This is a genomic window from Photobacterium lipolyticum (assembly GCF_003026475.1).
Lineage (GTDB): Bacteria > Pseudomonadota > Gammaproteobacteria > Enterobacterales > Vibrionaceae > Photobacterium > Photobacterium lipolyticum.
This window is the reverse complement of record NZ_PYMC01000022.1, coordinates 1-18688: the sequence shown is the minus strand read 5'-3', so window position 1 is coordinate 18688 and position 18688 is coordinate 1. Positions and strand designations below refer to the sequence as shown.

Genomic DNA, 18688 nt, shown 5'->3' with positions numbered 1-18688 from the left:
TTCATTAAAAGCCAAAGCAAATTGTTTTGGTTTTTTTGTTGACCTTTGACCTTACTCAAAGGTTTATAATTATCGCATTGGTAAGACCCATTATTGTGTAATAAGAGCAAACAAGGAGAATCACAATGTGTGCCCAATGTAATAATAAGAAACCTCATATTCATACCGTAAAACCAACCGCAGCTAAATCGAGCACGGTACAGGTTGTCGCCGCTATGGCAACAGAGTGTTGCAGTATGAGCAGCACCTATGTTGAGTCGAGTGACAGTGAAAGCGGTGGAGAATCAGGTTCCGACGATCCTGCTTCCGGTCACAAGTTGACTAATCTATCCTTTTCCCTTGACGGTGGTTTAAATAAGCCTAAGTCAGGGAAATTGTCGTTGTCATCATCGGCCGCCGTCATACCCCCTGTGCATTCAGAATCGCTACCGTCAGCGGAAAATTGTTGCTGTACAACCAATAGTTGTTCTGCCGCATCTCTCTCTTTAGAAAATCAAGATCCTCAGCGTGCAGAAGAGCAATTAGCTGAATCGAATTTAGGTCACAGCCAAAGTTGGAAGATCCTTGGCATGGATTGCCCTAGCTGTGCCCGTAAACTGGAAAAAGCGCTGCTCAATATTGTCGGTGTTGAGCACGCAAAGGTTATGTTTGCGACAGAAAAGCTGGTGGTAAACTGCCAATCAGCATCGCTGGCTGCAGAGGTTGAAGCCAAAGCACTAGAAACGGGTTTTAAATTAGTGACAGGTAGAAAGGTTAAGGAACAGGAAAATCCCGGTTTCATCAAGCAATACCTGCCGGTGATTATCATCGCCGTGATGATGCTGGTTTCATTCTTAATTAGCCGTAGTTCAGAATTCTATGGTCAGCTTGCCTTTACACTGACGACAGTTTTGGGGCTGCTCCCCATCGTAAAAAAAGCCGTTAATCTGACCAAATCGGGTACACCGTTCTCGATTGAAACCCTGATGAGTATTGCGGCTATTGGCGCGCTGTATTTAGGCGAAACCGCAGAAGCAGCCATGGTCTTGCTGCTTTTCTTGATCGGTGAACAACTCGAAGGGTATGCATCATCCCGTGCCCGCAGCGGGGTAAAAGCCCTGATGGATTTGGTGCCGGAAGAAGCGACCGTGATCCACCCTGATGGCACGAAAGAAAGAGTAGCAGCGGAAGATCTCAAGAAGGGTGACGTGATTGAAGTTGCGCCGGGAGCACGCTTGTCGGCTGATGCCCAATTGCTCGATACTAGCGCGAGTTTTGATGAAAGTGCTTTAACCGGCGAATCGGTACCGGTCGAACACTTGCCGGGTGAGAAAGTGATGGCGGGTTCACTGGTCGCTGATAAGGTCGTGCGGCTGACCGTTATCTCAGAGCAGGGTGATAATGCGATTGATCGCATTCTTCACTTAATCGAAGATGCTGAATCACGTAAAGCGCCGTTAGAGCGATTTTTAGACCGCTTCAGTCGCTGGTACACCCCGGCAATGATTGTGCTTGCGGCACTGGTTATTGTGATCCCACCGGTGCTGTTTGCCCAATCATGGCATGAGTGGATATATCGCGGTTTAGTCTTATTGCTGATTGCCTGCCCTTGTGCATTAGTGATCTCTACACCAGCAGCGATTACATCAGGTTTAGCCGCTGCTGCTCGCCGTGGTGCCTTGATTAAGGGCGGTGCTGCGTTAGAGCAGCTCGGGCATATTGGCACTATTGCATTCGATAAAACGGGAACCTTAACTCAGGGTAAACCCGTGATGACCGATCTGATCTGTTGGGATGGTAACGAAGATACATTACTTCGCCAGTCAGCAGCAATCGAAGCCGGATCATTGCACCCGTTGGCCGTTGCGGTTGTTAAGGCGGCGGAAGATCGTGGATTGATAGTTACTGAAGCCGCTGAGCGTGAAGCACTGCCCGGACGCGGCATTCAAGGTGTGATTGACGGTGAGACTCTGCTGCTGTGTGCGGCTGATCGCTTACCTAAGTCAGTGGTATTAACCGCTGAACAACACGCGCAGGTGATGTCACTGGAAACGGAAGGTAAAACCCTGGTTGTTGCACTGCGTGATTGCATTGCTATTGGTGTGATTGCATGGCGAGATAACCTGCGTGATGATGCAGCTAATACCATTAAACAGCTTAAGCAGATGGGGATCAGGTCAGTGATGTTAACCGGTGACAACCCCCGGGCAGCCGCTGCTATCGCCGAGGAAATCGGCATCGATTATCGTGCCGGGTTATTACCTGCAGATAAGGTAACAGAAGTACAAACCGCCAATGAAAAAGCCAATGTGGCAATGGTCGGTGATGGTATTAATGATGCCCCGGCAATGAAAACAGCATCGATTGGTATAGCAATGGGCAGCGGAACAGACGTCGCGCTGGAAACGGCAGATGCGGCGCTCACTCATAACCGCCTGTCGGAACTTCCGATGATGATTGAGTTGTCTCGTGCCACGCTCAGAAACATCCGTCAGAATATAGTTCTGGCGTTAGGATTGAAAGGTATATTCCTGGTAACGACTTTGCTGGGCATCACAGGTCTATGGGTTGCGGTACTGGCCGATAGCGGGGCAACGGCACTGGTGACATTGAATGCATTGCGTTTGTTGCGCTTTAACCCTGAAGGCAGGTTGAAAAAATAACTGGATATAGCGCACAGAATTAATACCACAAAAAAAACGGCATCACCTATTCTTATAGCTCTCAGAGGTGGATAAAGGTGATGCCGTTTTTTTAATTTAATTTGTGATGAAGGACAACAGCAAACGGTTAAGGGTGATCTCGATCACTTTTCCGTGTAACTCGCAAATTGTTTCATTTTGTATACTGTGAGTTCCATCACTTAAAACTGTGATTCTATAGGATATCTTTAGCGGGTGTTTTGAGAGTATTTATTTATATATATTTATAATATGTGATGAGTACTGCCTAAACATCAAAATTAGTTTAAAGCCACAACCTCTGACTTCCCTATACAGAGCGGCAAACAATAAAAGGATATGATTATGTCTGATACTACAGTTTTCCATTTAGGTGTGACAAAAGCGGATCTTAATGGTGCGGAACTCGCTATTATTCCAGGTGATCCAGCACGTGTTGAAAAGATCGCGAATCTGATGGATAACCCTGAGTTTCTAGCAAGCTCACGCGAATATACGCTTTATCGCGCCGTTTTAGACGGTAAAACTGTGATTGTTTGCTCTACAGGTATTGGCGGTCCGTCAACGTCTATCGCGGTTGAAGAATTGGCGCAATTAGGTATCCGTACGTTCCTGCGTGTTGGTACAACGGGGGCGATTCAACCACACATCAATGTGGGTGATATGATCGTATCAACGGGTTCTGTACGCCTTGACGGTGCGAGCTTGCATTTTGCCCCAATGGAATTCCCAGCGGTTGCTGACTTTGATGTTGCAACAGCAATGAAAGCTGCAGTTGTAGCAGAAGGTGCAACAGTACACACAGGTGTAACGGCTTCGAGTGATACGTTCTACCCTGGTCAGGAGCGTTACGATACGTTCTCAGGTCGTGTTGTTCGACGTTTCCAGGGCTCAATGAAAGAGTGGCAGGAGATGGGCGTTCTGAACTATGAAATGGAATCAGCAACACTGTTAACTATGTGTGCTAGTTCTGGTCTGCGTGCCGGTTGTGTTGCGGGTGTTATCATCAACCGTACTCAGAAAGAGATCCCTGATCACGCGACGCTGAAAGAGACGGAAGCACGCTCAATCAAAGTGGTAGTAGAAGCTGCTCGTCTTATGCTAGCTGAATAATATGATTACTCTTGTTATTTAACACGATAGCTGTGTTGGAAGTGCTCATTGATGTTCATCAACTCCGCGCTTCCGCCTTGCCATCGAGCTAAATACCTACGAGTTATCTCACTATTCAAGATGAAAACCGATACTAATGTATCGGTTTTTTTGTACATATAGAAAGAGTAAAGAAAGTACAAAAAAGGTCGTAATTTCGACCTTTTTCAATGAACCTCATCTAGTTTCTAGTTTCTAGTTTCTAGTTTCTAGTTTCTAGTTTACGCAATATTATGCGTCTGGCCACCAGCATCTTTCAGCCAGTTGTGAAGGTGGGTTTGCAAGTCACCAAGTTGATCCGGGCCAATGATAGCAAGGCCTAAATCCTGGGCACGGACTAAATCATGATGACGCAATGGACGGAAGCTCACCAGCATTGCACGTGCTTGCAGGCCGCCTAATAAATCACGCAGTGATTCCAGCTTGTAAAGCGTGTCGTCACCATCATCACGCATTCCTTTGGTTTTGCACTCAATAATGTGCAGCTTATTATTTACAACTGTCGCGACATCCAGTTCGTTACGGACTTCACGGTCTCCGATCTTACGGTAAACCTGAACCCCTAATGAGTGATCCTGAATGGTTGGCAGTTCATTCTGAATCGCACGAACCGTGCTGTGCACCAGATTTTCCAGCCATTCGCCATTTGCGAAACGACGCGCGTCTTCATGTTTGAAAGTCAGAATGCCCTTTTCGTAGGTTGCCAGCCCGGTATCCTGCAGATCGGCAATTAACATGCCTAACTCTCTATAGCCTTGTTGTTTTTCACTCAGGGCAACATCGAGCTTCTGCTCTTTACGGCAGGTGGTTGCCAGGTAGTTCAGCGTTGCCAATCCAGGCCCCAGTTCCAGTGCCGAGCTTGCCCAGCGTTGTCCCAGTTCCCATAGCTGATTGTTGAGTGAATCCGGTACTGTTGTTTCTGGCAGCTCACTTCTCGCACCAAAAATAGTGAGGTAGTCAGCCAGCTGAATACGGTCTTCAACTTGTTGTTGTTTGCGATCCGACGGGTAGAGCCAGCACATTTCGTCACTGAAAGGTTCGATGACATAAATCGGCCAATGAAAAGAACGGAAAACTTCATACGCAGAAAGCAGGCGGTGACGTAAACCACAGCTGGTATTAAACCAGACTTCAGTCTGGGTTTGTCTGAGCTTATCTGCTAATTCGTTGAGTCGTTGACGAAGGCTAGTGATACTGATGGAATCAGGGATCTGGAAAAATTCAACCTCAATATCTCTGGGTGTCAGTATTGATGCCAAGCGCTCGTACTGCTCTTTCTGGCTTGCCGTGCCGATAAAAATCATCTTATCGGCCGGAATAGCGTGGTCTAATAACGGGGTAATAAGTCTTACGGGGTCTTGGTCGATAACGCCAACATGAGTAATCATAAAAATCCTTAATGCCTCTTCCCGAATGAACAGGGACTGATAGTTCTTGTGGGCACTAAAAGGCAAAAAGAAAAGAGGATGCCAACACAAGGTTATTTAATCTATGTATTTAGAATAATATGGGTATTGAAAAACCGTATTTCAATGCAATACCCGTAATCATCTTCAAATAATTGCACAAAATCCAATATATCTGAAATCACTCCCTTTTTTGTTTGCTGTATGTCAGTTTTAAAGCCATTTTTTGCTTGTAGAGATTTAGAACAGAGTTGTTACTAAGTATTTGCCTTCGTGGTGATTAGGACACTATTTAATTAAGGTTCCATTTAGGTGTCTTATGGGTATAAACGCAGCGTTTTCGTGGAAAAATCATGTTTACCGAAAGGTTTTTTGTTGTTCGGAAGAAAATTGATTGAAATATCGTTGCGGAGAGTGACAATAAAGAGGTTTATCTTAGCCTGAACTTATTTATGACTAAAAAGCTCACCATTCTGGATATTGCTAAATTAGCCGGGGTTGGAAAATCCACGGTTTCTCGCGTATTGACCAATGATCCTAGAGTAAAAGCGGCAACCCGTGAAAGGGTTGAGCAAGTGATCAGGGATTCTGGTTTTGTGCCGTCAAAATCCGCACAGACCATGCGAGGAGGCAGCACAAAAGTTGTCGGAATTATTCTGTCTCGTCTCGATTCACCGTCTGAGAACAGAGCGGTGAGTGGCATTTTGGATGTGATTTATGCTGCTGGTTATGATGCGGTGATCATGGAAAGTCAGTTTAGTGCCGAGAAAACCAATGAACATTTAGCGGTTTTACAAAAGCGTAATGTCGATGGTGTGATCTTGTTTGGTTTTACCGGCTGTGATTTAACGGCGGTAGAAATGTTACAGCATAAAGCCGTTGTTATTGCCATTGATACCGACACAATTTCATCGGTCGGCTATGACAATCATGGTGTCATTGAGCTGGCGATGACGCATTTACTGCAACAAGGTAAACGCGAGATCAGTTTTGTGGGGGTTGATCCGAGTGATAAGACGACCGGCCAAATGCGCCTGAATGCCTACTTAACCTATTGTAAAGCGGCTGATATTACTCCGCTCTATCAGACCGGTCAGCTCAGCCATGAAAGTGCCTATGCGTTGACCGATAGCGTATTAACTCCGCTAACAGAGGCCATCGTCTGTGCCAGTGATACCCTTGCGATGGGGGTTGCTAAGCGTCTGCAGGAATTAAACCGCAGCGATGTGGTGGTATCAGGGGTAGGAGCCACCGATTTGCTATCATTTATTTTTCCTAATACTTTCAGTATCGACCCCGGTTATTTTGAGGCGGGTAAAGCCTCGGCAAACTTGCTGATCAGGCAGCTGTCAGGTCAGTGTGCGATAACTCATTTGACGCAGCAAGCGACCCTGTCTAATTAACCCTTAAATTAAAACACGATCAGCTAAAAAGTCATCGTTACCTTCTATTCTAATAATGTGTCGGGACGTTTTTTTGCCCGCACGGTGTGAACTCTTTCACGGATTGGGAATGTTCCCATTTCGTTTTTGCTACTCTTTTGTCATTATCATAACCACGAGTGGGAACATTCCCGCTTGCGGGAACACTAAACAACGATAAGTACCTTTCACAACATGAGATGGACAACGGTATGAGTAAGATAAATCGGCAGCACATAGAGCGCCTGGTTGAATTCATCGGCGGTGCTGACAATATTGCCAGCGTAAGTCATTGCCTTACCCGACTACGCTTTGTACTAAACGATACGGATCTGGCAAAGGTTAAAGAAATTGAAACCATTCCGATGGTAAAGGGCTGCTTTACCAATGCGGGCCAGTTTCAGGTGGTGATTGGTACAGAGGTTGATGAAGTTTATAAGATCCTATCAGGCATGACGGGCAATGCTGGCGCATCGAAAGAAGAAGCGAAAGTCGCTGCTCGTCAGAATATGAGCCTGCTTGAGCGCAGTATTTCCCACTTGGCCGAAATTTTTGTTCCCCTTTTACCGGCCATTATTACCGGTGGTTTAATTCTGGGCTTCCGTAATGTTATCGGCGACATTCGGATGTTCGATGGCAAAACGTTGGTTGAAATCAGCCAATTCTGGTCCACAGTGCATTCCTTCCTGTGGCTGATTGGTGAGGCGATCTTCTTCTTCCTGCCGGTCGGCGTCTGTTGGTCTACGGTGAAAAAGCTTGGCGGTACACCGATCCTGGGTATCGTTCTGGGTGTCACCCTTGTTTCTCCACAATTAATGAATGCCTACCTGATCGGCAAGCAAGTGCCCGAAGTCTGGGACTTTGGCTGGTTTGTGATAGAGAAAGTGGGATATCAGGCTCAGGTTATTCCTGCCATGCTTGCGGGTATCGCACTGGCAATGATTGAAACTAACCTGAAGCGGATCATTCCATCTTATCTGTATTTAGTCATCGTGCCGTTTATTTCGCTCATTCTGGCTGTGATCCTGGCGCATGCCTTTATTGGTCCGTTTGGCCGGGTGATTGGTAATGGTGTGGCCTATGCGGCAAAAATAGCGATGACCGGTGACTTTGCCGTGCTCGGCTCGATGATCTTTGGCTTCTTGTATGCGCCATTGGTCATTACGGGGATTCATCATACGACCAATGCCGTCGATTTGCAGCTAATGCAGGATATGGGCGGTACACCGATCTGGCCTTTGATTGCACTGTCTAATATTGCTCAGGCCTCAGCGGTTGTCGGCATTATCTGGATCAGCAAAAAACATAATGAGCGTGAAATATCAGTCCCTGCAGCAATCTCGGCCTTCCTTGGGGTAACGGAGCCCGCGATGTACGGGATCAACCTGAAATACAAATTCCCGATGCTAACCGCGATGATTGGTTCCGCCATCGCCGCTGCGATTTGTGGCAGTGCCGGCGTGATGGCCAACGGCATCGGTGTCGGCGGTCTGCCGGGCATTCTGTCTATTCAGCCACAGTACTGGATGGTGTACCTGGTTGCCATGCTGGTCGCGATTATCGTCCCTATTGCCTTAACGCTGGTGCTTTATAAGCGCGCACAGGCCAAGGGCCAGATTGAGAGCACTGAGCAAACACCGCAAACCATTTAAATCTTCATAATGGGATAGCCCAAGCGCCTGGGCTATCCTCGCTTTTATAAGTAAATTTTCTTTTGAATCAATTTTCTGTGAGTAAACAAGCATGATGACAGAACAACAGGAATGGTGGCGTACTGCGACTATTTATCAAATTTATCCGAAAAGCTTTTGTGACAGCGGAAGTCAGGGTACTGGCGATATTCAAGGGATTATTTCTAAGCTCGATTATCTCAAAACGCTGGGTGTCGATGCCATCTGGTTAACCCCAGTGTACTGTTCGCCAATGGTCGATAACGGTTACGATATTTCTGATTATTACAATATCAATCCTGATTTTGGCACCATGACTGATTTCGAGCAGCTACTGGCCGAGGCGCACCAAAAAGGTATCCGCATTGTGATGGATATCGTGGTAAACCATACCTCAACAGAGCATGCGTGGTTTAAGTCGGCATTGGGCGATACACAAAGCCCGTATCGTGATTACTACATCTGGAAAGATCCGGTTAACGGTCAGGCACCAACAAACTGGGAATCTAAATTCGGCGGTAATGCCTGGGCGCTGGATGATGCAACCGGTCAGTACTACCTGCATCTGTTTGCCAAAGAACAAGCCGATCTGAACTGGGAAAACCCAAAGGTTCGGGCCGAAGTGAAAGAAGTGATCAGTTTCTGGGCGGAGAAGGGCGTAGACGGTTTCCGCCTGGATGTGATCAACCTGATTTCCAAGCAGCAAGACTTTCAGAATGACGATAATGGTGATGGCCGCCGTTTTTATACTGATGGCCCGCGTGTTCATCAATACCTGCAGGAAATCAGCGAGGCGGTATTCCAGCAATACGGATCGGTAACGGTCGGTGAAATGTCATCAACCACACTTGAGCATTGCCAGCAGTATTCGTCGCCTGACGGTAAAGAGCTGTCGATGGTATTCAACTTCCACCACCTGAAAGCCGATTATCTTAATGGCGACAAATGGACGAAAGCGCCGTTTGATTTTCTTCAGCTTAAGCAAATATTCAGCCACTGGCAGCAGGGGCTGCACAACAAAGGCTGGGGGGCGTTGTTCTGGTGTAACCATGATCAGCCACGGGTGGTCAGCCGCTTAGGTGATGATCAGCAGTACCGTGTCGAATCGGCGAAAATGCTGGCGACCTCTGTGCACATGATGCAGGGCACACCATACGTTTATCAAGGCGAAGAGATTGGCATGACCAATCCGGGGTATACCTCAATTGCGCAGTACCGTGATGTGGAAAGTACCAATATGTACGACATCATGGTGAATCAGCAAGGTGTGAGTGAAGCCGAGATGCTGGCTATTTTAGCGCAGAAATCCCGTGATAACTCACGTACGCCAATGCAGTGGAATGACCGTAAACATGCCGGATTTACCCAAGGTCAGCCATGGCTGGAAGTGGCGGTGAATTATCCTGAAATCAACGCCGAAAAAGCCGTGGCGGATGACGATTCCGTATTCCATTATTATCGTAAGCTGATTAAATTACGCAAAGAGTTAGCCGTGATCACAACCGGTGATTACACGGATTTAATGCCCGAGCACCCGCAGCTGTTTTGCTATCGCCGCCAGTCTGACAAGCAAACCTTGGTTTGTATCAATAACTACTATGGTCAGGAAACCGAATGCCAGCTGCCAGAGACGCTTCATGTTAAGCAAGGGCATTATATTCTGGGTAACTATTCTGATCATCAACATCAAGTACCCTGCCATCAGCTGGCACTGAAACCTTATGAATGCCGTGTCTTGTTGATTGAAAACGACGGATCCCAACAGGCATAATCCCTAAAGTAACAAAAAAGGCTTTAACCGAACTCTCTGATGAGGGGAGGTTAAAGCCTTTTTTATATCTGGTATATTTAGTCTGGCAGGCGTCAAATTGCTGGCGTCGGCACCTGAGAAGCCAGTAACCAGATAGCAAGAACAAAAAAGATCAGGCCCATAAACTTGTGCTGATTGGTACGGAATTTTTCATTCTTCAGTAACGGCTTACCTAAGCTGCCTACCATAGTCACCAGAAACAGGTTAAACAGCAGGCCGAGAACATTGAGCAGCAGACCCAGCACCAGCATCTGTTCGCCAGAGGTTGCTGTCGCCTGAGCTGACACGAACTGCGGCAAGAACAGGACAAAGAAAATCAATGCTTTCGGGTTTAGCAGGTTACTGATCACTGCACGGCGGTAGAGTGTCGCTGCCATCCCCGATTGCTGTTCTAGTTCTGGTGTATCTGCTGGCGTGGTGCGCATGCAATCCCAGCCCATTTTCAGCAGGTAAGCACCTCCCAGCAGGCGAAGCACCTGCAATGCGATTGGATTCACCGCGATAAGTGCCGATACGCCCATAGCCGCTAACAGCGTTAGCAGCAGGCCTGAAGTCGCGTTACCTAAGCTGGCAAATACGCCCACTTTACGGCCATAGCTAAGGCTGGAACTGGCGATAAGCAGCATGTCTGGCCCCGGGATCAGCAGCAGGGCAATTACAGCGGTCAAATACACCGGCAGTATAGAAAAATCGATCATGATTCTGATATTGAATTTAGAGTGAAGGGCTGGATTTTACAGCGATAGTAAGATAATTAAAGTTATTGTTGAGTATAAATGGCTTTAATTGCTGATTATTTGCACATCGACGGTTGTTAATACTAAAGCTGTTAATGATTGTCGTAAGATATGTTTCGTAATTGGGGACGGTTTATTGGGGGCTATATTCCCAAGTTACCTCAAGATGCAGGATTCTCGCTGAAACGAGCATCTTGAGGTTGCTTAGGTTTAAAATGTATTTCCCTTCATTTTTTTGTTTAGATTGCATAATGCGTTTATGGTAAATCTTTTAGTTTATGTTGATAGTCGCTACTCAGATCGCCATCAAAAACGAGCACTAAAAAATAATTTCCAGATGGGTCTTTTTCTTTGAAATGTTCGAGAATCTTTTTTGCTGTGTTTAAGTCGCTGTAAACACCATCGGTATAACCGGTTCCCTCTTGATAGATCATATAACCAAAATTCATAAAATTATCCTCATCAATAATCGAATTGAGTTCAAAAAATCCTTGCGAACACCGTCATGCCTTTCATCGTAAGCGCCTTTTCAAGGCGATCCGCTGTGCTCTTTACATTATGAGCGCTTTTTATACGCATAAGGCCATTATCAGCTAAGGCTGATGCGGAGAAGAAAACAAGAGAAATAAAACTCAGCAGTAATGTACGCATAATGATCCCTTATATGTAACAAAAGTCCCCGATAAACACCGTTCATGCTGCATTAGAGTCAGGTATTAACTGGATAAATACAGCCTCTGCTGATGCCTATCCGCCCAATTTAAATTCATGACCACTCCACAACCGCAGAGCAGTCATTTTTTATTTATCGGCCGTATGTCGACACAATGTACTGCTCGAACTCGCGGCACATGTCACTGTCAGATCTAAGATTACTGGCAATCTGGTTAGCACCATCAACAATGTTGATACTGGCATTTAAAGAAGCAACATCCGCTCGTGATCTGGATTGAAGCGCTGAGATTTTTTCCTTCTCGATTTCCCACGCTTGCTCGGCAGACAGATTGCATTCATCCGCGAGATATTTAGCGTTAAATCCTTCGCCTGTTAGACTCACTATTGTGGCGTTATGATTAACGCTATTGCCTCGATTCCAATAGTGTTTCGCAAGTAGCGGGCCGATTTCCGGGTTATCGGTTAAGTAGCCGAACTTCTCGGTAAAGTAAGCTCTGGTCTGATAAACCGCCATATTGGCCAGTAGGTAGCCTTGATAAGAACATGCCGACTCATCGGAGAGAAGATGTGGAATAGCCATTAACGGACGCGGGCTGCATTCCAGATCGAGGATCTTGTTCTCCATCGCCCGCGCTAACTGTGTCACCGTCTCAGCACTCAGTTCATCGTCATTCAGTTGATACAGCGCTCGTTCAAAGTACGGCACAACCAAAATACTTCTTTCGATATACGCTCTGAAGGGTTGTTTACTGTCAATCATCGATTTAATGACTGCATCTGGCACGACGTTCCCTTTTGCATCAAAGGCGTACTGCTTTAACCAATCGGCATCGCCTAGTAGGCTGTCGCAAAACATCGACTGAGTTTCAGCATATGCCATCGAGGTCGGCGCGAACTCTTGCGAGAAGCACGGGGCATTCATTTTTACGTTAGAGAAATGGGCGGCATGTCCGCCTTCGTGGAACAAGGTGTTGATCCCGTCATATCCACTGCCGACTTGATCCGGTTTGGCATTGCTGGTGAAGTTGACCTTAGCGGCAACCCAGTTGCCTTGATCATAAAACGCGGGAACAGGGCCATGACAGAAGCCGTTCTGATATTTTCCTTTACGGTCAAGAAGATCTAGCGTGAGTTCAGCGCCAGAGTAATCAATGTTTAAGCGGCCAAATGATTCTACCCAGCGGCGTAATGATTGTGAAAACGGGACATAGGGATCAAAGTCGCGCATCGCATCACCCGAAAACGAAAATACAAAGTTATGCCCTTGAAGGGATTGAGGACCCATGGCTTCAACTAAACGATTTACGCTATTTCGGTGGCTGTCTTTGGTTCTGGCTTCAAAGTCATCAAGAATAGTAAACAGCTCTGCGGTCGTCATCTGCTCTGTTTTAACTATCGAGTAATCAAAAAAGTTGTCATATCCTAATGATTTTGCAAACTTATTACGTAGTTTGACGAGTTCTAAAAAACCGTTTTGCAGTAGCCACTGTTCTAAATCGAGCAGGGCTTGATGAGATGTCTGACGAACATTTTCGTTGGCACTGGTACGAATGTTTGCACCAAGCACAGGCAAAGATCCCTCCGCGTCTTTACCGTCTTCATCGACATAAGTCATGACGTAGTTTTGTTTTTTCTCAAACAAATCCGCTTCGAACTTAATCAATTCCGCCTTAAGCGTTTGTGCCTGTTCAGACTCTAGCGCATGAGCTTGAAAAGTGGCGAGCCAGCCCTTTAATCCGATCAGGGTTTGATTTTTTTCGTCAGGATCAGTAAGCGATTTTGCCATCTCTATTTGCTTTTTAAGCTCTGTGATTTGAGAAGAAGCGCTTAAAAATTGATTCCACTCGGTTTCTGCTTTAGTTGAACCATCATGGTCATCACTGATCCCCATGTACGTTTCCCAAAAGAAGTCTTCTTTTTTTCTATGAATAGATAAATAGCGTTGGTTCAGTGAATTAAGGTAGTCGGTTGCGGTCATTATCGTCCCTGTAAATATAAGTTATTGATTAGTTTAGAATATTATATGTCTATCCGCTGGTAATACAATAGCGTTTTTTTGAATTCATAATTGATACCACTCTAGGAAGTGGCTTGGGTATATGTATTCTCTATTTTTAACGTCATCCATCTCTGAGGTCACTGATGCATAAAGTGACTATTTGATACGGACTCTAATCATAGGAGCGATACCTCTTAACGAAAGAGGCTTTGCTCCTGCAGTGAAAATCGTGGTAAGGCGTATAATCGGTGAAATGCCCGTTGCTGTCAGGCACGTATTCCTTTTGTATGTAATCGTCAATGAGGTTTTTCAGTACCTGGTAATACTCAGTATCGTTATTACAGTGTTTCTTCATCTGATCCAGGTATGACGTGTAGCTCGTGCTATCGAGCGATCGAAGTATAAAGGCAACCGTTTTTAGATCGGCCTTAAATTCAAAAGATTCTGTCAGTTTGATAAGGGACTGGGCCAAGTTTTTGTGCCGTGTGTACAGAAGGCACTCCTTGGCCTGCAGTTCTCTTGCTGCTGTATTGATATTATCGGAAAAACTGACCACAAAGAGGTCTTTGGGGTGGTCGCCGACGGCAAATGGCGACTTGACGTGATGTAGAAATAGCTTATCCATCGGAAACATCCTTAGTAATAAACTTTCGTGATCTTGTTGATCTGCTATAGCTTATTTTGGCCCTTGGTTTTCATGGCACAGAGCACAGAGCACAGAGCACAGAGCACAGCGCTATAATTTCCCTTCAGTAGGCCAATGTATATGAAAGTGTAGGAACAACAACAGGAATTTTCCATCCGGAAAGAGAATAGGGATACTTAAGAAAACAACAGAAGGCCAGTCTAAGATACTCCCGGCCCGAATGGCTGCATACCACTCGGACCGACATTGCACCTGGCGTTGTTAACTAGCGCTCAGAGTCAGCATGGCCCGGCTTTCCTGTGTATTGAGCTGTGACTTGCTGTCCAGGAGAAAGACCCGCTCCGGATTCACCATCTTGTCATTCACCATAAAGGCTTTGATCGCTCGTGCTCTGGCTTCGGCAAGATTGCCCAGTTCGCTGTGGCTGATCTCTTGTGCATTGAGCAACTGGTTATACATGCCAATATGCACAACTGTGGTTATCTGGGCCGGATCCAGCTCCGCCTCGGTGTTGGCCTTTTCCTTCAGCATCTGTTCCACCTTGGCACGCTCCGCGTTGATGTCCAGCTTCAGCTGTTGAACGAACAGGCGTTCCAGTGCCGTGGCCAGTGGGCCAGATGCAGGGAAACGACTGGCGCTGAGATCCTGGGGCAGACTGGCTAGACCGCTGAGCTGCAGTAGCTCCTGTTGTAATTTTTCTTCTGCCAGTGCTTTGCTGTCGTCGGCAAGGGCCACCGAGCCTTCAATGCTGACCTTGAGTATGGGCCTGTCATCTAAGGCCTTGGCGAGCTTGCTAAGGCGATCCTGCTCTGCGGTATCAAGGCTGGCGAGCCCCGGGCGGAATTGCACATGACTGAGTTCCTCATCCGTGCCAGCCAGATCGGCTAACAGGGAGAAGGGCGCCGTCACTGCCTTGGTGATCACATTGGTGATGGCATTCATTATGATGCTGCCGAAGCTGAAATCGGGGCTATCGACATCACCCGACACGTCGAGTCCCAGATCGATGACTCCATGGCGATCCTGCAACAGGGCAATGCCCAGTGTCAGCGGCAAACTGGTGGCCAGATCCGATTCGCTGGGTTTACCCAGCTGCAGCTGATCGATGACCAGATGATTGCTGCCCTTTAGCTGATTGTTTTCCAGTTGATAGTTAAGTGTCAACGAGAGCTGGCCCTTATCGATGTAATAGCCGACATAGGTACCGGAATAAGGGTTGACGGATGTCAGCTCCACGCTATTGAACACCAGATCCAGATCCAGGTAGGGCGACTGGAGCAGCGGGTTGATCTCACCGCTAAGTGTCATCGGGGCGTATTTGTCAATTTTACCTTTGAGATCAACTTGAGCCTTAGTGCTCGGGGTCGAGGACAGGTGGCTGATGTGACCCTCCAACGACTCTATGCCGGAGGCAAAGTTAGGTGTCAGGGAGTTGTCGGCGAAATAGGCCGAGCCCTTGGCGATTTTAATACTGCCGATATCCAGCGCAAAAGCCTGCTCTGGTTGCGGTTCTGTTGTCATCGGTGCGGATTGGGTGGTTTCAGTATCCTTAGATTGAACAGTTTCACTCTCTGGCTTGTTTGCCAATGTAGCATCCGCGGGCGTCTTGGTTTCGGTTACCAGAATTTCGCTGATATTGGTGCGCCTGTCTTTGGCGATCAGCACTTTGGCATAGGGGGCATCCAGCATAATATTGTCAATTTTCATCTGCTTGTTCTGCAGGTCAAACTGAAGTGCGTCTATAGACATCTGTTGCCATTTCAGCAGGGGTTGATATTCCAGCCTGTCCTTGATCAGCAGATCATCTATTGCAGCTTGCCCCTGATAAACAACTTTGCCCTGATGATTGGCACTGAAATCACCGCCAGTGGTCAGGCTGCCGCTGCTCAGTTGCAGATTCAGAAAGGACTCCAGATAGGGCTGGAACTGGCTGAGATCCAGCGCAGTTAATTGCAGTTTGCCGTCGATACCGAGTGTCTTGGCATCCAGACTGCCGCTGCTGCTGAACTGGCCGCGATCATTGAGCGGCGGAGCCTTAGTGTCAGAACTTAAGCTGAGAGCCAGCTGGTAATCCAGTGGCTGGCTCAAGTCGCTCAGCACAGCGCTAGTACTTAGTGTCAGCGGATAGATACGCCAATGCACACCCTGGCTGATAAGGTTTTCGGTGAGATTAAGATCGGTGTCTGCCATCTCGAAGCTATTGAGGCGTACCTGCCAGCCTTTGGCGGCAGCCTTATCGGCCGCGTCGGGATTGCCCGGTGCTGAGTCTTCTGCCGCTTTGGTGCCAGCGGGCATAAAGAGCTGCTGCAGATCCAGACCCTTGTCGTTCAGGCTGGCATCAACCCAGATCCCCTGCACTTGCAGGGCTTTCAGATCCACAGTTTGCGAAGCACTGCTAAGGGCTATGCCATCGACCACCAGTTGGGGCAGTTTCACTTTTGGTGCTTCATTGTCATTGAACGCCAGATTGGCGAGAACAAAACGGCCCTTGTCAGTATCAAAGCTGAACTGTTCTTGCTCCTGCTTGAGATGAAAGCTGGATTCAACATTGACTTCACCACTGCTTAATTTGGCCTTCACCAACTTGGCAGCAAAGGGCCAGAAGGGAGGTAGAGTAACTTTGGCCAGCGTCAGTTCACCGCGGATCTCCAGTGGTTGCAACTGGAATTGTCCCTCCAACTGCAACTGGCCTTGGTCTGCACCAGTTACTGCAAAGGTATAGCGGTTGGCCTCTGGGTTGAATTGAGGCTTTTTCTTATCCGCGGATGTGATTTGTGGCTGGTTCAGAGTCAGCGCCTGTGAGTCAAGTTGCTGCAGGCTGAAGTTGAGTCCCTGATATTGAAGGTTAGCGTCGGTCTGCTGATCCTGAAAGCTAAAGCTACCTTGTTCGATTTTGATAACACGAGCGCGAAAGGGAGGAATGCCGGAGGGGGCTTGGTTCGCATCGGGCCGAGGTGCTTCGCTCTGCTGCACGGTCAAACGCTTAAGTATGTCGCTAAAGTTAAACTCGGGGTTGTCTGCCGCGGCGGCCAATCTGGTGATGTTGATCTGTGGCCGTTCAATATGCAGGTGATCCAGGCTTGGGGTAAATTGCAAAAGGCTGCGCCAGAAGCTGAACTCAAGCTCAAGCTGCTGAAAGCTGGCAAAGTTGACGGGCTTCTCTTGCTCGCTGATTTCGAAACCGCTAATCCGCGCCCGCAACAAAAAGGGGTTAATGCTGGCCTCAGCTATCCGGACGTCACGTCCAAGAAGTTCACTGAGCTTTTTTGGCGCTTGAGATTGGATGACTGCCGGTATGAGCAGCGCCAGCAGCATGGCATAACAGCCATAGGCCAACAATAGATTAGTGAGAACTCGCACTGATTTAGGAGCCCGCTTGAAGCGGCTGAGGGCGTGTATCAAAGCCATTTTCATACCAGAGTAAGATCCCTTGGTTGTCTTAGAATTATGATTGTCAGAGTTTAACCACTTTTAGTGACCCGGTATAAGGGGGCGACAGAGATTTTGTAAAATATTTCATTAGAATCGACAGGAAAGTCAGGCCGGAATTGTTCGCAGTCTTGGATAGGCACCGACAATCCTTTTTCATCTCAGCGGTTTATTGTATGGCGCGTATATTTGAACTCAGCTCCGAGATAAGCGGAAAGTTTAATTCCTTTTAAAATGGTAAAAAAGAGGATCCTAATTTATCCTTTTATCAAAGGAAGTAAGCAGATAATAAATTGAGCATAAACAGGACGTCACATGAAAAAATACCTTCTGGCCGTTGCCATAGCACTTATTTTTACGCCATCAGTCTACGCAGATAAGCCTGACTGGGCTGGTAAAGGAAAACCTAATCTTGCAGAGATCAGAAATGCAGAAGACAAGCAAAATGTAATCTCTGATCTGGAAGAACGCGAGCAACAATTAGAGTTGCTGTTGCAAGACAAACAACAGGCACATAAAAAGACAAAAAATAAAAAAGAGAAGGAAAAGCTCGAAAAGGAAATCGAAGAGCTTGAAGAGGCTCAAGAAGAAGTTGATACCCTGAAAGAAAAAGTTAAAGGCCAAAAGACCGATAAAGATAAGAAGAATAAAAGTAATGGCTCATCGTCAAGTGATCTGGATAAACAGCAGCAGAAAAAAGCCGAGCAAGAGCGCAACGAGCAAGGAAAAGGCTCTGAAAAAGGTCAGGAACAAAGAGAAGAGAACAGTAAGAAGTGGTGGAAGTTCTGGCAAGATTGAGAAACCAAAATCAGCTAGGATATGCCAAAGTAAAAAGGTCAAATAGATTGTACTGATTAATACTCGAGCTGGCACTCTGCGTCATTAGATGTGATCCAATCGGACAGTCATGAAAGCAACGTCTGACTGTTACAAACAAGGAATGGGGCAGAATGTAATGATGAGATGGTCTCCTCCCTCTCCCAAACGGCGTCATAATGCGCCAAGATAGTGTTGTTTCTACTATCTGAAATCGAGAAGGATAAGACCATGGTTAAGCATAAGATAATTGGTATTGATCTGGCA

The 18688-nt window shown here is 46.9% G+C and carries 13 protein-coding genes; 6 read left to right on the top strand and 7 right to left on the bottom strand.

Annotation, left to right across the window (positions count from 1 at the left end; all coding sequences use genetic code 11):
• Nucleotides 1–125: 125 nt before the first annotated feature.
• The gene (locus C9I89_RS20225) at nucleotides 126–2642 is read left to right on the top strand and encodes a zinc/cadmium/mercury/lead-transporting ATPase (protein WP_107285134.1); all 2517 of its coding nucleotides are present in this window, start codon (nucleotides 126–128) and stop codon (nucleotides 2640–2642) included.
• Between the two features lie 363 nt (nucleotides 2643–3005).
• Nucleotides 3006–3773 (top strand): uridine phosphorylase, encoded by a 768-nt coding sequence (udp, locus tag C9I89_RS20220; protein ID WP_107285133.1) that lies wholly within the window; start codon nucleotides 3006–3008, stop codon nucleotides 3771–3773.
• A 260-nt stretch (nucleotides 3774–4033) separates the two neighbouring features.
• Here udp and C9I89_RS20215 read toward each other — a convergent pair whose 3' ends face one another.
• Nucleotides 4034–5200, bottom strand: a complete 1167-nt coding sequence (locus tag C9I89_RS20215) for a Card1-like endonuclease domain-containing protein (RefSeq protein WP_107285132.1) — start codon at nucleotides 5198–5200, stop codon at nucleotides 4034–4036.
• Nucleotides 5201–5670: 470 nt separating this feature from the next.
• Here C9I89_RS20215 and treR point away from each other — a divergent pair, with 470 nt between their 5' ends.
• From treR to treC, 3 genes are all read left to right on the top strand, one after another.
• Entirely contained in the window at nucleotides 5671–6621 is a 951-nt protein-coding gene (treR, locus tag C9I89_RS20210; RefSeq protein ID WP_107285131.1) for a trehalose operon repressor TreR, read from the top strand.
• Nucleotides 6622–6851: 230 nt separating this feature from the next.
• Nucleotides 6852–8291: a PTS trehalose transporter subunit IIBC gene (gene treB / locus C9I89_RS20205; protein WP_211315285.1), complete on the top strand. Its 1440-nt coding sequence runs from the start codon at nucleotides 6852–6854 to the stop codon at nucleotides 8289–8291.
• Nucleotides 8292–8382: 91 nt separating this feature from the next.
• Nucleotides 8383–10080 carry an alpha,alpha-phosphotrehalase gene (gene treC / locus C9I89_RS20200; RefSeq protein ID WP_107285129.1) on the top strand — a complete coding sequence of 566 codons (1698 nt, stop codon included), beginning with the start codon at nucleotides 8383–8385 and terminating at the stop codon, nucleotides 10078–10080.
• 92 nt (nucleotides 10081–10172) lie between these two features.
• Here the strand turns inward: treC and C9I89_RS20195 are convergent, their stop codons facing one another.
• The 6 genes from C9I89_RS20195 to C9I89_RS20175 all read right to left on the bottom strand — a co-directional run bounded on the left by C9I89_RS20195 (nucleotide 10173) and on the right by C9I89_RS20175 (nucleotide 17590).
• On the bottom strand, nucleotides 10173–10817 hold the full coding sequence (locus C9I89_RS20195) for a LysE family translocator (protein ID WP_107285128.1): 645 nt from the start codon (nucleotides 10815–10817) through the stop codon (nucleotides 10173–10175).
• Between the two features lie 296 nt (nucleotides 10818–11113).
• On the bottom strand, nucleotides 11114–11305 hold the full coding sequence (locus C9I89_RS20190; protein WP_107285127.1) for a hypothetical protein: 192 nt from the start codon (nucleotides 11303–11305) through the stop codon (nucleotides 11114–11116).
• A 31-nt stretch (nucleotides 11306–11336) separates the two neighbouring features.
• Nucleotides 11337–11507, bottom strand: a complete 171-nt coding sequence (locus C9I89_RS22595) for a DUF302 domain-containing protein (RefSeq protein WP_170107748.1) — start codon at nucleotides 11505–11507, stop codon at nucleotides 11337–11339.
• Nucleotides 11508–11661: 154 nt separating this feature from the next.
• Nucleotides 11662–13509 carry a M3 family metallopeptidase gene (locus tag C9I89_RS20185; RefSeq protein ID WP_107285126.1) on the bottom strand — a complete coding sequence of 616 codons (1848 nt, stop codon included), beginning with the start codon at nucleotides 13507–13509 and terminating at the stop codon, nucleotides 11662–11664.
• A gap of 193 nt (nucleotides 13510–13702) precedes the next feature.
• Nucleotides 13703–14155: a hypothetical protein gene (locus tag C9I89_RS20180; RefSeq protein WP_107285125.1), complete on the bottom strand. Its 453-nt coding sequence runs from the start codon at nucleotides 14153–14155 to the stop codon at nucleotides 13703–13705.
• Between the two features lie 282 nt (nucleotides 14156–14437).
• On the bottom strand, nucleotides 14438–17590 hold the full coding sequence (locus C9I89_RS20175) for a DUF748 domain-containing protein (protein ID WP_107285124.1): 3153 nt from the start codon (nucleotides 17588–17590) through the stop codon (nucleotides 14438–14440).
• Nucleotides 17591–17920: 330 nt separating this feature from the next.
• On the opposite strand from C9I89_RS20175, the gene C9I89_RS20170 reads away from it, so the two are divergent.
• Entirely contained in the window at nucleotides 17921–18403 is a 483-nt protein-coding gene (locus tag C9I89_RS20170; protein ID WP_107285123.1) for a hypothetical protein, read from the top strand.
• Nucleotides 18404–18688: the final 285 nt, after the last annotated feature.

Coding starts and splice junctions, on each gene's coding strand:
- C9I89_RS20225 (WP_107285134.1), top strand. CDS start 126: ATGTGTGCCCAATGTAATAATAAGAAACCTCATATTCATACCGTAAAA.
- udp (WP_107285133.1), top strand. CDS start 3,006: ATGTCTGATACTACAGTTTTCCATTTAGGTGTGACAAAAGCGGATCTT.
- C9I89_RS20215 (WP_107285132.1), bottom strand. CDS start 5,200: ATGATTACTCATGTTGGCGTTATCGACCAAGACCCCGTAAGACTTATT.
- treR (WP_107285131.1), top strand. CDS start 5,671: ATGACTAAAAAGCTCACCATTCTGGATATTGCTAAATTAGCCGGGGTT.
- treB (WP_211315285.1), top strand. CDS start 6,852: ATGAGTAAGATAAATCGGCAGCACATAGAGCGCCTGGTTGAATTCATC.
- treC (WP_107285129.1), top strand. CDS start 8,383: ATGATGACAGAACAACAGGAATGGTGGCGTACTGCGACTATTTATCAA.
- C9I89_RS20195 (WP_107285128.1), bottom strand. CDS start 10,817: ATGATCGATTTTTCTATACTGCCGGTGTATTTGACCGCTGTAATTGCC.
- C9I89_RS20190 (WP_107285127.1), bottom strand. CDS start 11,305: ATGAATTTTGGTTATATGATCTATCAAGAGGGAACCGGTTATACCGAT.
- C9I89_RS22595 (WP_170107748.1), bottom strand. CDS start 11,507: ATGCGTACATTACTGCTGAGTTTTATTTCTCTTGTTTTCTTCTCCGCA.
- C9I89_RS20185 (WP_107285126.1), bottom strand. CDS start 13,509: ATGACCGCAACCGACTACCTTAATTCACTGAACCAACGCTATTTATCT.
- C9I89_RS20180 (WP_107285125.1), bottom strand. CDS start 14,155: ATGGATAAGCTATTTCTACATCACGTCAAGTCGCCATTTGCCGTCGGC.
- C9I89_RS20175 (WP_107285124.1), bottom strand. CDS start 17,590: ATGAAAATGGCTTTGATACACGCCCTCAGCCGCTTCAAGCGGGCTCCT.
- C9I89_RS20170 (WP_107285123.1), top strand. CDS start 17,921: ATGAAAAAATACCTTCTGGCCGTTGCCATAGCACTTATTTTTACGCCA.